General features: G+C 70.6%; 14 protein-coding genes. 5 read left to right on the top strand and 9 right to left on the bottom strand.

Translation table 11 applies throughout. From position 1 onward, the window contains the following. Positions 1-45 precede the first annotated feature (45 nt). Positions 46-1,746 (bottom strand): dihydroxy-acid dehydratase, encoded by a 1,701-nt coding sequence (gene ilvD, locus L0H79_RS15350; protein WP_301485507.1) that lies wholly within the window; start codon positions 1,744-1,746, stop codon positions 46-48. Between the two features lie 109 nt (positions 1,747-1,855). Here ilvD and L0H79_RS15345 point away from each other — a divergent pair, with 109 nt between their 5' ends. Continuing rightward, positions 1,856-2,380: a histidine phosphatase family protein gene (locus L0H79_RS15345; RefSeq protein ID WP_301485506.1), complete on the top strand. Its 525-nt coding sequence runs from the start codon at positions 1,856-1,858 to the stop codon at positions 2,378-2,380. A 135-nt stretch (positions 2,381-2,515) separates the two neighbouring features. Here the strand turns inward: L0H79_RS15345 and L0H79_RS15340 are convergent, their stop codons facing one another. From L0H79_RS15340 to L0H79_RS15330, 4 genes are all read right to left on the bottom strand, one after another. Next, on the bottom strand, positions 2,516-2,812 hold the full coding sequence (locus L0H79_RS15340) for a MoaD/ThiS family protein (protein WP_301485505.1): 297 nt from the start codon (positions 2,810-2,812) through the stop codon (positions 2,516-2,518). Between the two features lie 17 nt (positions 2,813-2,829). Further along, positions 2,830-3,408 carry a WD40/YVTN/BNR-like repeat-containing protein gene (locus tag L0H79_RS22275; protein WP_367652477.1) on the bottom strand — a complete coding sequence of 193 codons (579 nt, stop codon included), beginning with the start codon at positions 3,406-3,408 and terminating at the stop codon, positions 2,830-2,832. Then, complete coding sequence (locus tag L0H79_RS22270; protein WP_367652476.1) at positions 3,405-3,902, bottom strand: hypothetical protein; 498 nt, start codon at positions 3,900-3,902, stop codon at positions 3,405-3,407. Before L0H79_RS22270 ends, L0H79_RS22275 begins: the two co-directional genes overlap by 4 nt. A gap of 122 nt (positions 3,903-4,024) precedes the next feature. Further along, positions 4,025-4,960 carry a 2-hydroxyacid dehydrogenase gene (locus L0H79_RS15330; RefSeq protein ID WP_301485504.1) on the bottom strand — a complete coding sequence of 312 codons (936 nt, stop codon included), beginning with the start codon at positions 4,958-4,960 and terminating at the stop codon, positions 4,025-4,027. A gap of 31 nt (positions 4,961-4,991) precedes the next feature. Between L0H79_RS15330 and L0H79_RS15325 the strand changes: the two genes are divergently transcribed. After that, entirely contained in the window at positions 4,992-5,648 is a 657-nt protein-coding gene (locus tag L0H79_RS15325; protein WP_301485503.1) for an MOSC domain-containing protein, read from the top strand. Between the two features lie 51 nt (positions 5,649-5,699). Further along, positions 5,700-6,869, top strand: coding sequence for a sorbosone dehydrogenase family protein (locus tag L0H79_RS15320; protein WP_301485502.1), 1,170 nt, complete (start codon positions 5,700-5,702; stop codon positions 6,867-6,869). Positions 6,870-6,903: 34 nt separating this feature from the next. Here the strand turns inward: L0H79_RS15320 and L0H79_RS15315 are convergent, their stop codons facing one another. The 4 genes from L0H79_RS15315 to gatC all read right to left on the bottom strand — a co-directional run bounded on the left by L0H79_RS15315 (position 6,904) and on the right by gatC (position 12,110). Then, complete coding sequence (locus L0H79_RS15315; protein WP_301485501.1) at positions 6,904-8,355, bottom strand: glyceraldehyde-3-phosphate dehydrogenase; 1,452 nt, start codon at positions 8,353-8,355, stop codon at positions 6,904-6,906. Positions 8,356-8,456: 101 nt separating this feature from the next. After that, positions 8,457-10,025: an Asp-tRNA(Asn)/Glu-tRNA(Gln) amidotransferase subunit GatB gene (gene gatB / locus L0H79_RS15310; protein ID WP_301485500.1), complete on the bottom strand. Its 1,569-nt coding sequence runs from the start codon at positions 10,023-10,025 to the stop codon at positions 8,457-8,459. 2 nt (positions 10,026-10,027) lie between these two features. Then, the gene (gene gatA / locus L0H79_RS15305) at positions 10,028-11,554 is read right to left on the bottom strand and encodes an Asp-tRNA(Asn)/Glu-tRNA(Gln) amidotransferase subunit GatA (RefSeq protein WP_301485499.1); all 1,527 of its coding nucleotides are present in this window, start codon (positions 11,552-11,554) and stop codon (positions 10,028-10,030) included. 259 nt (positions 11,555-11,813) lie between these two features. Then, positions 11,814-12,110, bottom strand: coding sequence for an Asp-tRNA(Asn)/Glu-tRNA(Gln) amidotransferase subunit GatC (gene gatC, locus L0H79_RS15300; protein ID WP_301485498.1), 297 nt, complete (start codon positions 12,108-12,110; stop codon positions 11,814-11,816). A gap of 126 nt (positions 12,111-12,236) precedes the next feature. Here gatC and L0H79_RS15295 point away from each other — a divergent pair, with 126 nt between their 5' ends. Together L0H79_RS15295 and L0H79_RS15290 are read left to right on the top strand one after the other, a co-directional pair. Beyond that, positions 12,237-12,995, top strand: coding sequence for a hypothetical protein (locus L0H79_RS15295; protein ID WP_301485497.1), 759 nt, complete (start codon positions 12,237-12,239; stop codon positions 12,993-12,995). Further along, positions 12,992-13,489: a glycosyltransferase gene (locus tag L0H79_RS15290; RefSeq protein WP_301485496.1), complete on the top strand. Its 498-nt coding sequence runs from the start codon at positions 12,992-12,994 to the stop codon at positions 13,487-13,489. Before L0H79_RS15295 ends, L0H79_RS15290 begins: the two co-directional genes overlap by 4 nt. Positions 13,490-13,546: the final 57 nt, after the last annotated feature.

Genomic DNA, 13,546 nt, shown 5'->3' with positions numbered 1-13,546 from the left:
TCCGGGCCTCACTCCTTCGTCGCTCGTGTCCTCACGCCGTCGTCGTCAGTCGAGCACCGCGCCCTTGCTGGCACTCTGCACCAGCTTGCGGTACTTGGCGAGGACCCCCCGCGTGTAGCGCGGTTCGGGATGCGTCACCCCCTCGGAGCGGCGACGCTCCAGCTCGGCGTCGTCGACGAGCAGGTCGAGCGTGCCCGCGGCGACGTCGAGCCTGATCGGGTCACCGTCGCGGACGAAGGCGATCGGTCCGTCGTCGACGGCCTCCGGGGCGATGTGCCCAACGCAGAGGCCGGTCGTTCCTCCGGAGAAGCGCCCGTCGGTCAGCAGCAGCACCTCTTTGCCGAGGCCCGCACCCTTGATCGCCCCGGTCACGGCGAGCATCTCACGCATGCCCGGCCCACCCTTGGGGCCTTCGTAGCGGATGATGACCACGTCGTGGGACTTCAGGGTGCCCTGCTCGACGGCGTCCATCGCAGCACGCTCCCCGTCGAAGACGCGGGCGGACCCCTCGAACACCGTCTCGTCGAAGCCGGCCGTCTTGACGACCGCGCCCTCAGGGGCGAGCGAGCCGGTGAGGATCGTCAGGCCACCGGTCTTGTGCATCGGCTCGGACATACTGCGGATCACCCGGCCGTCGATGTGCGGCGGGTTCAGCTCCTCGAGGTTCTCGGCCATCGTCTTGCCCGTGACCGTGAGGCAGTCGCCGTTGAGCAGGTCCGCGTCGAGCAGGGTCTTCATCACGACGGGGATGCCGCCGATGTGGTCGATGTCCTTCATGACGAAGTGGCCGAAGGGCTTGACGTCGGCCAGGTGCGGCACCTTCTTGCCGATCCGCTGGAAGTCGCCGATCGTGAGGTCGACCTGCGCCTCGTGCGCCATCGCGAGCAGGTGCAGCACGGAGTTGGTCGAGCCGCCGAAGGCCATGACGACCGCGATGGCGTTCTCGAATGCCTCCTTGGTCATGATCTGCCGGGCCGTGATGCCCTTGCGGAGCAGCTCGACGACGGCCTCACCGGACTGGCGGGCGTAGTGGTCGCGGCGACGGTCCGTGGCCGGCGGCCCGGCCGAGCCCGGCAGCGACAGGCCGATCGCCTCTCCGATCGCCGCCATCGTGTTGGCAGTGTAGAAGCCACCGCAGGCCCCCTCCCCGGGGCAGATCGCGCGCTCGATCGCGTCGACGTCCTCCCGAGACATGTGGCCGGAGGCGCAGGCCCCGACCGCCTCGAACGCGTCGATGATCGTGACCTCCTTCTCCGTGCCGTCGGAGAGCCTGGCGATACCGGGCAGGATCGTGCCGGCGTAGAGGAAGACCGAGGCCAGGTCGAGGCGGGCCGCCGCCATCATCATGCCGGGCAACGACTTGTCACAACCGGCGAGCAGGACTGAGCCGTCGAGCCGTTCGGCGCTCATGACCGTCTCGACGGAGTCGGCGATGACCTCGCGGGAGACGAGCGAGAAGTGCATCCCCTCGTGGCCCATGGAGATGCCGTCGGAGACGGAGATCGTGCCGAACTCCAGCGGGTAGCCACCCGCCGCGTGGACGCCGTCCTTGACGGCCTTGGCGAGACGGTCCAGCGAGAGGTTGCACGGGGTGATCTCGTTCCACGAGCTCGCGACGCCGATCTGCGGCTTGGCAAAGTCCTCGTCACCAAGCCCGACCGCCCGGAGCATCCCTCGTGCGGCGGTCTTCTCGAGCCCATCCGTGACGTCGCGGCTGCGGGGCTTAATGTCAGGGGTCTGAGTCATTGCAGCAGCATAGGACGATGCCCGTGGCGTAGACACGGGTCTCAGGACCCTGGGAGGTCGACGCAGGCCCAGGGCTGACAAGGGCGGCAGAGCACGGCATGCTCGACACATGGGCATCGCGGCTGAGGACAAGACCCTCCTTCTCATGCGCCATGGCAAGGCCGAGGAGGGACCCGGCAGACCTGACCACGACCGGGTCCTGTCGAAGCGGGGTGTGCGACAGGGCGAGCTGGCCGGTGCGTGGCTGCGCGGCCAAGGACTCGTCCCGGACCTGGTCATCTGCTCGACCGCAGTTCGGACCCGACAGACCTGGGACGCGGTCCGTCGCGGCGGCGCGCAGGCCGAGTACGTCGAGTTCCGTCGTCCGGTCTACGAGGGCGGCGCCGAGGCCCTGATCGAGACGATCCGAGAAGATGCCGGCGACTCCTCCACGGTCCTGGTCGTCGGACACAACCCGACGATGGCTCACGCGACGAGTCTGCTGTGTGATGGTGACGGCTCCGGACCGGGCCACGAGGCGCTGGCGGGCGGCTTCCGCACCAGTGGGATCGCGGTCCTGCGCTACTCGGGTGACTGGGCGGACCTCGAGTTCGGGAGCTGCGACCTCGAGCGGTTCCACGCTTCCGAAGCCTGACGTCGCCTCACTCCGGAACAGGCCAGGACTACTGCACACTCGACCAGGACTACTGCACGCTCGATCGGGAGAAGTGCACACTCGACCAGGACTACTGCACGCTCGATCGGGAGAAGTGCACACTCGATCGGGGATTCAGCCGCCAGAGATGGCGTTGATGATGTGGACCCGGGCACCGGCCGGCACGAGGGTCGCCACCCCGGCCCCACGGGTCGCGTCCTCGCCGTTGACGAAGACCTTGACGTGCCGGCGGATCTGGCCGCGCTCGTCCCGCACCTTCGCGTCCAGGAGCCGATGCTCGACGAAGGCGAGGTCGAGCACCTGGGCGACCGTCACCGGCTCATCCGCCACCCCGACCTCGATCTCCGGCACACCACCCGCAAGCTCACGCAGCAACCCGGGCAGGATGACGCGAACGGGGGTGGACGGCATACGGAATCCCTTGTGGCTCAGGGCAGCTGGGCTGCGCGGACGACGAGGACGTCGGGGAGCTGGGTCGCGATACGACTGAACGAGTCGCCGTCGTCGACCGACACGAAGACGTCACCGTTGCGAGTTCCGAAGTACAGGCCAACCGGCTCGGACGTGTCGAGGCAGGCGGCGTCGCGCAGGACGCACGTGTAGCTCGCTGCCGGAAGCCCGGCGGCCTGCATCCGCCAGGTGCGGCCGCCGTCGTCGGACCGCTGCACCTGCAGCTGTGCGTCCGGCGGGATCCGCTCCCCGTCGTTCGCGACCGGAATGTTCCAGACCGTCCCGGGTCGGGTGGGGTGGGCCAGGATCGCGAACCCGAAGTCGGTCGGCAGTCCGTCGGCAATCGAGACCCAGCTCGCTCCGCCGTCGTCGGACCGGTAGACGCCCCGGTGGTTCTGCGCGAAGAAGGAGCCGTCGACGCCGCGCGCGACCTTGTGGACGCACTGGCCGTACTCGGGATACTCGTTCTCAGGCATGAAGTAGGCCGAGATGCCGGGGTTGCTCGGCGCCCACGAGTCACCCCCGTCGAACGACCGGTAGACCCCGCCGGCGCTCATCGCGACGAGCAGGTTCTCGGGGTGTCCCGGCTCGGGGACGACGGTGTGGACCGCCCCACCACCGAAACCCGGCTCCCAGTGGGAACGGTGGGGGTGGTCCCACAGGCCGCGGACCAGCTCGTAGTGCTCGCCCCGGTCCGTGCTCCTGAAGAGCGCATGCGGCTCGACGCCCGCCCAGACGACGTCGTCTGGGCGGGCGTCAGCTGCCAGACCCGCTCGAGGGCGGTGTCCGTGTCGGACGGGAAGGCGACTGCCCGTTCGGCGCTCTCGGTCCAGGTGCGGCCGCCGTCGTGGCTCACCTGGACGGTGGGTCCCCAGTGCCAGGACTTGACCCCGGCGAGGACCGACGAGCGACCGGCCCGGGTGTCGATCGCGACGGACGCGACCTCGCTCATCAGGAAATGCGGACCCTCGAGGTGCCACGTCTTGCGGTCGTCGCTGCGGCCGGTCCAGAGGCCCTTGCGGGTGCCGATGGCCACGATCGTCTCGGTCATGTTGACAGTGTCCACTACCGCCGTCACGCACGACAAGAGGATTGAGAGGACGGATTCGCCGTATGCCGCTCAGGCTCGTTCCGGAGGCAGGCGCGGTCCCGCCGCCGCCGGGCTCAGGCAGCTCAGGACACGACGTTGGCCAGCTGCCGCCCGTCGCGCAGCGCCTCGACCTGCCGACGAACGAGCATCATCATGCGCGGCCGCATGGCCTGGGTCGCGCCCCCGACGTGCGGCGTGATGATGACACCCGGCGTGCTCCAGAGCGGATGACCCGCCGGCAACGGCTCGGGGTCGGTCACGTCGAGGGCCGCCCGGAGTCGGCCCGCCGCGCACTCAGCGACGAGGGCATCGGTGTCGACGACACCGCCACGGGCGACGTTGACAACGAGCGCTCCATCAGGCATGCAGGCCAGCAGGTCCGCATCGACGAGGTGCTCGGTCGCCGCGGTCAACGGCACGACCACGACAAGCACGTCGGCCACCCGCACGAGGTCCGGGAGCTCCACGACACCATGGATCCAGTCGACGAGGTCGTCTCCGGGGCGGGGCCGGGACGCCACGGCCGTGACCGAGGCCTCGAAAGGCCGCAGGCGACTCGCTATGGCGCGGCCGATCTGGCCATAGCCGAGCACGACGACCCGGCTGCCGGCGAGGGAACGCCGGAACGACCAGGCGGCCGGCCAGAGCTGCCGGTCCTGGTCGTGCACGAACGTCGTCAGGTCGCGCTGCGCCGCGAGCGCCAGGGTCACCGCGAGCTCGGCCGTACTCGCGTCGTGCACGCCAGCCGCGTTGCACAGGGTGACGCCAGCCGGCACGTGCGGCAGCACGTCCTCGTAGCCGGCGCTCTGGATCTGAATCACCCTGAGGTGCAAGGCGCCTGTCAACACCGCATCGAGATCCACCTGCTGCAGGTAGGGACGCACGGCCAGCTCGATCTCGCCGACCCTCGGGTGGGTGTCGCGCATGTCCCATACGAGCGTGTCGACACCATCGAGATCGGCGAGGTGAGCGGCATACCCCTGATCGGGGACGGACACGAGGAGCGGACGAGCAGTCATACCTGCACGCTAGCGACGTTAGGCTCCTCGGGTGATCTCGTCCCACGTCCGCTCGGTCAACATCGGGCCAGGCGTCCCGAGCCCGCACACGTCCGCCCCCACGACGGGGATCGACAAGCGGCCCGTGGACCAAGTCGAGGTGCGCGACCCGGGACCCAAGCACGGCGGCCTCGGCAGCGGCTGCGCCGGCGACACGATCGGTGACCAGCGCCACCACGGCGGGCGCACCCAGGCGGTCTATGCCTACGCGCGCGAGGACCTCGACTGGTGGCAGGAGCAGCTCGGCCGACCGCTGCGGGACGGGGCCTTCGGGGAGAACCTCACGACCGTCGGCGTGGACTGCACGACCGCGCGGATCGGGGAGGTGTGGCGGGTCGGCACCGCCGTGCTGCGGGTGGAGGTGCCGCGGATCCCGTGCCGCACCTTCGCCGGGCACATGGGCATCCCGGGCTGGGTGCGCCGCTTCACCGAGGTCGGTCGCACCGGCGCATACCTGTCCGTCGTCACGCCGGGGACGATCCGTGCCGGGGACCGCGTCACCATTGAGCGGCCCGAGCACGACATCACCCTGCTGCTGAACTTCCGCGGCGCCACCGGCGACCGCGAGGCCGCCGAACGCGTCCTCGACGCGAGGGTCCTGGCCCCGGACGAGCACGACTGGCTCGCGGATCGAGTCGGCCGCCGGTGACAATGGGGTATGCCGCTCAGCCGAGTCCCGCGCCGTCGTCGCCTCGCCCCCATGGCGGGCGCAGCCGCCCTCGCCGTCCTCGCGGCTGCCTGCACCAGCCCAACCGGTGAGGGGGCGACCGGCTCGCCCGCACCGACAACCGCCTCGCCCGCGGTGACGGGGCAGACCTCGGCGCCGACGACCTCGACCGCGTCACCCTCGGGGAGCACAACGGCATCTCCGGCGGCGCCGACGACGCCGCCGGTGCCCCTCGACAAGCCGGCCTTCGCGGTGACCGGGGGCCTCGACATCCCGTGGTCGATCGCGATGCTGCCCGACGGTTCCGCCCTGGTCAGTGAGCGCAACACCGGGGACATCCACTGGGTGCCCGCACCAGGGAGGCCCGGGAAGGCGCGTGTCGTCGGCCATCTCGACATCAACCGGCAGCCGGGCGAGGGCGGCCTGCTCGGGCTCGCGGTGCCTCCGGACTTCGCGGCTGACCCGGTCTTCTACGCCTACTACACCTCCGACAGCGACAACCGGATCGCGGCCGTGCCGTGGCGGGGCGACCGCATCGGCACGCCCCACGTCATCTTCACCGGCATCCCGAGCGGGACCTACCACAACGGCGGGCGCATCGCGTTCGGCCCGGACGGGTACCTGTATGTCGGCACCGGCGAGGCCGGCGACAAGCCCCTCGCGCAGAACCTCGGCTCGCTCGGCGGCAAGATCCTGCGGATCACCACGGCGGGCAAGCCCGCCCCCGGCAACCCGTTCGGCGGGTCCCCGATCTGGACCTACGGCCACCGCAACGTCCAGGGCCTTGCGTGGGACGGTCAGGGCCGGATGTGGGCCAGCGAGCTCGGCCAGGACACGTGGGACGAGCTGAACCTGATCAGGCCAGGCAGGAACTATGGGTGGCCCGAGGTGGAGGGGCGGGCCGACAACCCGGACTATGTCGACCCGGTCGCCCAGTGGCGGCCGGCCGAGATGTCGCCGAGCGGCATCGCGATCGGCCCGGACGGCGCGGTCTACATCGCCGCACTGCGGGGTCAGTCGGTGTGGCGGGTCCCGATCAGGGCCGACGGCAGCGCCGGGACGTCGACCCGTCATCTCGAGGGGACCTACGGCCGGATCCGCGACGTGCACTTCGTCGGCGGCAGGGCCTGGATCCTGACGAGCAACGGCGGCGACGACCGGCTCTTGTCGCTGCCTCCGTCCGACCTCGGCGTCGCTCGTTGAAGTCGTTGCCCCTCGACGGTCGGCCGGGCGAACGTCAGGCCTTCGGGAACGCCGGCGGGTGCACGCCCGCCATCCTCTCGAGGATCCGCACCACCTGGCAGCTGTACCCGAACTCGTTGTCGTACCAGACGTAGAGCACGACCCGGTCGTCCGCCGTGATCGTCGCCCGCCCGTCGACGATGCCGGCGTACTGCGAGCCGACGAAGTCGCTGGAGACGACCTCGGGCGAGTCGACGAAGTCGAGCTGCTTGTGCAGCGGGGTGTGCAGTGCGGTCCGCTGCAGGTACTGGTTGATCTCCGCCTTGTCGGTCGGTCGGTCCAAGGTGAGGTTGAGGATCGCCATGGACACGTTCGGGGTGGGGACCCGGATCGAGCTTCCGGTCAGCTTCCCGGCGAGCTCGGGCAGTGCCTTGGCGACCGCTTTCGCGGCACCCGTCTCGGTGAGCACCATGTTGAGCGCAGCCGACCGGCCGCGCCGCTCGCCTCGGTGGAAGTTGTCGATGAGGTTCTGGTCGTTCGTGAACGAGTGGACCGTCTCGACGTGCCCCCCGGCGATGCCGTACTCGTCGGAGACCGCCTTGAGGACCGGGACGATGGCGTTGGTCGTGCAGGATGCGGCCGAGACGATCGGCTCCTGCCCGATCGCCGGCTCGTTGATGCCGGCGACGACGTTCGGCAGGTCGCCCTTACCGGGGGCGGTGAGCAGCACTCGGGACACGCCAGGACAGGACAGGTGCTGTGCGAGCCCGTCGCGGTCGCGCCAGCGGCCGGTGTTGTCGACCACGATGGCGTCGGTGATCCCATAGGCCGTGTAGTCGACGCCGGCGGGGTCGTCCGAGTAGATCACCTGGATCAGCGTGCCATTGGCGAGGATCGTGTTGGCCTCCTCGTCGACGGCGATCGTGCCCTGGAACGAGCCATGCACCGAGTCGCGGCGCAGCAGGCTGGCCCGCTTGAGCAGGTCGTTGTCGGCCCCCTTGCGCACGACGACCGCGCGCAGCTTGAGCCCGTCGCCCTTGCCCGCGTGGTCGATGAGGATCCGGGCGAGGAGCCGCCCGATCCGTCCGAACCCGTAGAGCACGACGTCCTGCCCGGCCTGTTCTTCGGCCGGATGGGCGCCCCTGCGTCCGACGAGGTCACCGAGCTCGCCGTGGACGAACTCGTTCAGGTCGCGCCCGGCTCCTTCCAGCTTGTACTTGCGGTTCAGCCGGGCGAGGTCGATCGATGCGGCGCCCGGGTCTGCCGCGGCGACGGCCTGCAGGAGCGGCAGCGTGTCGGCGAGGTCGAGCTCCACGTCGTCGACCCGTCGCGCGAAACGGTGCGCCTTGATGATGTGGATGGCGGACTCGTTGATGAGTCCGCGGCCGTAGATCGAGGTCACGACGTTGTTGTCGCGGTAGAGGCTCCCGATGAGCGGGATCATCGCCTCGGCGAGCGCCAGGCGATCGGACCAGTCCTCGTAGTGTTCCTCAGCCGTCTGGCTCAATGGATGCTCCCTTCCACCTTCCCGGGGCTGACCCCGGCTCGCGCGGCACGGCGCCGCGTCATTGTGCGCCGGCCCCGTTCTGGCGGGGGCCGGCGGTCCCGCTACTGCAGCTTGGCCAGGATCAGCTCACGCGCCTTGCCGGCATCGGCCTGCCCCTTCGTCGCCTTCATGACCTGGCCGATCAGCGCTCCCGCGGCTTGCGCCTTGCCGCCCCGGATCTTGTCGGCCACGTCAGGGTTGGCGGCGATGACCTGCTCGACGGCGGCTTCTAGCGCGGCGTCGTCCTGGACGAGCTCGAGGCCTCGCGCGTCGGCAACCTGCACCGGGTGGCCCTCGCCGTCGAGGACCCCGTCGAGCACCTGGCGCGCCATCGAGTCGTTGAGCCGACCGGCGACGACCATGCCCTCCAGGGCTGCGACGTCGGCCGGCGCGAAACCGAGCTGCGCGGCATACGCGACGAGGTCCTGCGCCGCGCCGTTCGCGCGCCGCGACGGCTCACCGAGCCACCACTTGCGGGCGGCCTGCGCGCTCGCACCGAGCGCGACGGTCTGCTCGATGAGCTCGAGCGCACCGGCGTTGACGACGTCGCGCATCTCGAGATCGCTGTAGCCCCAGTCGGTCTGGAGCCGTCGGCGCCGCTCTGCCGGCGGCTCGGGCAGGGTCTGCCGAAGCGCCTCGACCCTCTCGCGCGAGGGAGCGACGGGCACGAGGTCCGGCTCGGGGAAGTAGCGGTAGTCCTCGGCGTCGGACTTCTCGCGCCCAGATGTCGTGACACCGGTGTCCTCGTGCCAGTGCCGGGTCTCCTGCAGGATCGAGCCGCCACCCGCGAGGACCGCAGCGTGCCGCGCGATCTCGTAGCGGACGGCCCGCTCGACCGAGCGGAGCGAGTTGACGTTCTTGGTCTCGGTGCGGGTGCCGAGCGGGACGTCGAGCTGCGCGGCGCTGGTCGGTCCGTCGCCGGCGCGCACCCGCAGCGAGACGTTCGCATCGCACCGCATCGAGCCCTGCTCCATCTTGACGTCACTGACGTCGAGAGCACGCATGAGGTCGCGGAGCGCCGACACGTAGGCCCGGGCCACCTCGGGTGCCCGCTCCCCCGCTCCGGCGATCGGCTTCGTGACGATCTCGATGAGCGGAATGCCCGCCCGGTTGTAGTCGACGAGCGAGTAGTCGGCGCCTTGGATCCTCCCGGTGGCGCCGCCGATGTGCAGCGACTTGCCGGTGTCCTCCTCCATGTGCGCCCGCTCGATCTCGACGCGGAAGATCTCCGTGCCCCCGGCCCCGTCCTCGACCTCCACGTCGAGCCAGCCGTCGAACGAGATCGGCTCGTCGTACTGCGAGGTCTGGAAGTTCTTCGGCATGTCCGGGTAGAAGTAGTTCTTCCGGGCGAACCGGCACCACGGCGCGATCTCGCAGTGCAGGGCCAGGCCGATGCGGATCGCCGACTCGACCGCCGTCGCGTTGACGACGGGCAGGGCACCGGGCAGCCCGAGGCAGACGGGGCAGACCTGGCTGTTGGGAGGGGCACCGAAGGCCGTCGCGCAGCCGCAGAACATCTTCGTCGCGGTGTTGAGCTCGACGTGGACCTCGAGCCCCATGACGGGGTCGAAGCGGGCGATCGCCTCGTCGTAGTCCATGACCTCGTCGGTCGACGTGGAGGTGGTCGTCATCGTCAGGCTCCCTTCACTGCTGTGCCGTCGAGCTGCGGGACGCGGTCGAGCAGGAGCCCGCCCCACCGGTCCACGAGGGCCCGCTCGAGCGCCGCGCCCACGCTGTAGAGGCGTTCGTCGCGCATGGCCGGGGCAAGGATCTGGATACCCGCCGGCAGGCCGTCCTCGTCGGCCAGGCCCGAGGGCAGCGACATCCCGGGGACACCGGCCAGGTTGGCCGGGATGGTGGCAATATCGTTGAGGTACATGGCCATCGGGTCGTCGAGCTTGTCGCCGAACCGGAACGCCGTCGTCGGGGCGGTCGGGCTGACGAGGACGTCGACCTGCTCGAAGGCGCGCTCGAAGTCCTGCGCGATGAGGGTGCGCACCTTCTGCGCCGAGCCGTAGTAGGCGTCGTAGTAGCCGGAGCTGAGGGCATACGTGCCGAGGATGATCCGGCGCTTGACCTCCGGCCCGAAGCCGGCCTCACGCGAGGCCGCCATGACCTGCTCGGCGCTCGGGTCGTCGACCCCACCGGGCGCAACGCGCAGGCCGTAGCGCATCGCGTCGAACTTCGCGAGGTTCGAGCTCGCCTCGCTCGGCAGGATGAGGTAGTACGCGGCGAGGGCGTAGTCGAAGCTGGGACACGACACCTCGAGCACCTCGGCGCCGGCCTGGACGAGCAGCTGGACCGCCTCGTCGAAGCGGGCCCGGACGCCGGGCTGGTAACCCGCACCGCCCAGCTCGCGCACGACGCCGACCTTCATGCCACGCACCTGCCCGGCGCGGGCCGCCTCGACGACAGGGGGCACCGGCGCATCGATCGAGGTCGAGTCCATCGGGTCGTGGCCCGCCATGACAGCGTGCAGCAGCGCGGTGTCGAGGACCGTCCGGGCACATGGTCCGGCCTGGTCGAGCGACGATGCAAGCGCGACGAGGCCGTAGCGGGAGACGCCACCATAGGTCGGCTTCGTCCCGACGCTGCCGGTCACCGCGGCGGGCTGACGGATCGAGCCGCCCGTGTCGGTGCCGATCGCGAGCGGCGCCTGGAACGACGCGACGGCGGCGCTCGAACCACCACCCGAGCCCCCCGGGATCCGCTCGAGGTCCCACGGGTTGCGCGTCGGGCCGTAGGCGGAGTGCTCCGTCGAGCTGCCCATCGCGAACTCGTCCATGTTCGTCTTCCCGAGCAGCGGCAACCCCTCGGCGCGCAGCCGGGCCACCACGGTCGCGTCGTACGGCGGGACCCACCCCTGCAGGGTGCGGCTCCCGCAGGTCGTCGGCATGCCTCGGGTCGCCAGGACGTCCTTGACCGCGATCGGAACACCCGCGAGCGTCGGCAGCTGTTCTCCGGCGGCGCGCCGGTCATCGACCGACCGAGCCGCGGCGAGCGCCCCCTCGGCGTCGACGTGCAGGTACGCATGCACCTGCTCGTCGACCGCCGCGATGCGGTGCAGGTGCGCCTGGGTCACCTCCACCGAGGACACCGTCTTGTTCGCCAACGCCTCGGCGAGCTCGGTGGCAGTGGCCCGGGTCAGGTCGGAGTTCACATCAGTTCCCTTTGTCGGCAAGGACGTTCGCTGGAAGGTGAGGTATGCCGCTGTGCTGGGTGAGCGGCATACGCTCCCCTCACGCCTTGGCTCAGTCCTCGGTGCTTGATGGAGGACCGAGCCGAATCGGCGCTCCGGTCCTCCCTCGCTGCGTTCTCTGTCCTGCCTCCTCCGCGCTCCGGGCCTCCCTCGCTGGCGCTCGGTCGGGTCCTCACCCTGTCGTCGACTAGACACGCTCGGTCGATCCTCACGCCTTGGCTCAGTCCTCGGTCAAGATCCGCGGCACGCTGAAGCGCTGCTCATGCACCTCGGGGGCGCCGGAGAGCGCCTCCGCCGGGGTGAGGCCGGCGCGTAGCACGTCGGGGCGCGTCACGTTCGTCAGTGGCAGCGGGTGCGACATCGGGGCGACGCCGTCGATCGGAGCCTGCTGCACCTTGGCGACCGCGCCAAGGATGACGTCGAGCTCCCCGACCATGCGGTCGAGCTCGGCGTCGTCGAGGTCGATGCGAGCGAGCATGGCCAGGTGCGCCACGTCGTCGCGAGTGAGGGAGGACATGAGCGTCAGTCTAGGAGGCCCGCACGGGCGTGCCGACCGGCCTGCCCGGGGTGCGGCCGCCGGGCAGGGCTCGACGACTCCGGCGTGCTACATTTTTGTGCAAACGTCGTTCGCTAAAGGAGCCCTGTGCGCGTACTCGTTCTCGCGCCCGGAACCCGCGGAGACGCCGCACCCGCTGCTGGCCTCGCTGCGGCGTTCGTCGCCGACGGACACGATGTGACGCTCGTCGCCGGCGCTGACTACGCCGCCTACGCCATCGACGCCGGGTGCGCACACGTCGCCATCACTGCATCGATGACCCCGCCCGGCGTGCACGACGGCACCGAGAACGACGAGCGATCCGGCGCACCTGGCGTCCGCGCCTACCTCGCTAGCCTGCGTGAGTACATGGATGCGGCGGCGTCCACAGCACTCTCCGCGGTTGGGAGCAGCCCTGACGTGGTCCTGACCAACGCGATCTCGCCGTACGGGCATGACATCGCCGAGCACCTCGGCGTTCCCTCGGCCGCGGCGCTGCTCCAGCCCGCCGAGCCGAGCTCCGCCTACCCACCGATGATCGCAGCCACCCGCGACCTCTATCCCATCAGCAACCGTCTTGCCGGTGCCCTTGCAGAGCGCGTCCGCACCCCCTACGACCCAGCCTGTGCCCGCGTCCGAGCCGAGCTCGGGCTCCTGCCCGAGCCTCGGTCCACCGCCCAGCGACGCCGGCGTCGCGCCGGGCTTCCCGTCCACCACGGCATCAGCACGGCCGTGCTTCCCCGTCCTGCGGACTGGTCTGACCGCCTGACCCTCGACGGCTTCTGGTGCCCGCCGCCGCGACCGGGTTGGGGGCCATCCGCCGAGCTGACGCCTTCCTCGACGCCGGGCCCGCGCCCATCGTCGTGACCCTCGGCAGCCTTCCCGCGCACGGCCAGGTCCCGGCCGCCGTCGAGGGTGCGCTGCGAGAGAGCAGGCGGCGCGCCATACTCCAGGGCGACGCGCTGCGCGGGGTCGCGGAGCGTCTCGCGACAGATGTGGGTGACGACCAGGTCCTGCATGTCGACGACGTACCCCACGACTGGCTGCTCCCCCGGACGGCAGTGGTCGTGCATCAGGCCGGTGCGGGGATCTCTTCGGCCGCCCTGCGCGCCGGGGTGCCGTCGGTCACCGTGCCCATGCACACCGACCAACCCTTCTGGGCGCGCCGGCTCGAGACGCTGTCCGCGGGCACAGCGCCGCTCCCGATGAAACGACTCACCGCCGCAGCGCTTGCCACGCGCCTCGATGAGGCGACCTCCTGCGACCTGCTGCGCAAGGGGGCTGGGCGGGTCGCGCGGGTCCTCCAGGACGAGGAGGGCACGGCACCGCTGCGAAGCTGGCTTCACCAGCTCGACGGGTGACCCAGGAGATTCGGCCGATGAGCGACGACCCGATCTGGCTCCGGCCTGGCTCCGGCC

Origin of the sequence: Intrasporangium sp., assembly GCF_030452765.1 — a bacterium.
Lineage (GTDB): Bacteria > Actinomycetota > Actinomycetes > Actinomycetales > Dermatophilaceae > Intrasporangium_A.
The sequence above is the reverse complement of the archived record's forward strand: the minus strand, read 5'-3'. Positions and strand labels throughout refer to the sequence as shown.

Bases quoted from the DNA above. Each gene is read 5' to 3' on its own strand.
- gatB (WP_301485500.1), bottom strand. From the start codon at position 10,025: ATGACGACCACCTCCACGTCGACCGACGAGGTCATGGACTACGACGAG.
- L0H79_RS15320 (WP_301485502.1), top strand. From the start codon at position 5,700: ATGGCGGGCGCAGCCGCCCTCGCCGTCCTCGCGGCTGCCTGCACCAGC.
- L0H79_RS22270 (WP_367652476.1), bottom strand. From the start codon at position 3,902: ATGACCGAGACGATCGTGGCCATCGGCACCCGCAAGGGCCTCTGGACC.
- gatC (WP_301485498.1), bottom strand. From the start codon at position 12,110: ATGTCCTCCCTCACTCGCGACGACGTGGCGCACCTGGCCATGCTCGCT.
- L0H79_RS15330 (WP_301485504.1), bottom strand. From the start codon at position 4,960: ATGACTGCTCGTCCGCTCCTCGTGTCCGTCCCCGATCAGGGGTATGCC.
- L0H79_RS15340 (WP_301485505.1), bottom strand. From the start codon at position 2,812: ATGCCGTCCACCCCCGTTCGCGTCATCCTGCCCGGGTTGCTGCGTGAG.
- ilvD (WP_301485507.1), bottom strand. From the start codon at position 1,746: ATGACTCAGACCCCTGACATTAAGCCCCGCAGCCGCGACGTCACGGAT.
- L0H79_RS15345 (WP_301485506.1), top strand. From the start codon at position 1,856: ATGGGCATCGCGGCTGAGGACAAGACCCTCCTTCTCATGCGCCATGGC.
- L0H79_RS22275 (WP_367652477.1), bottom strand. From the start codon at position 3,408: ATGAGCGCCGGCGGGGTCTACCGGTCGTTCGACGGGGGTGACTCGTGG.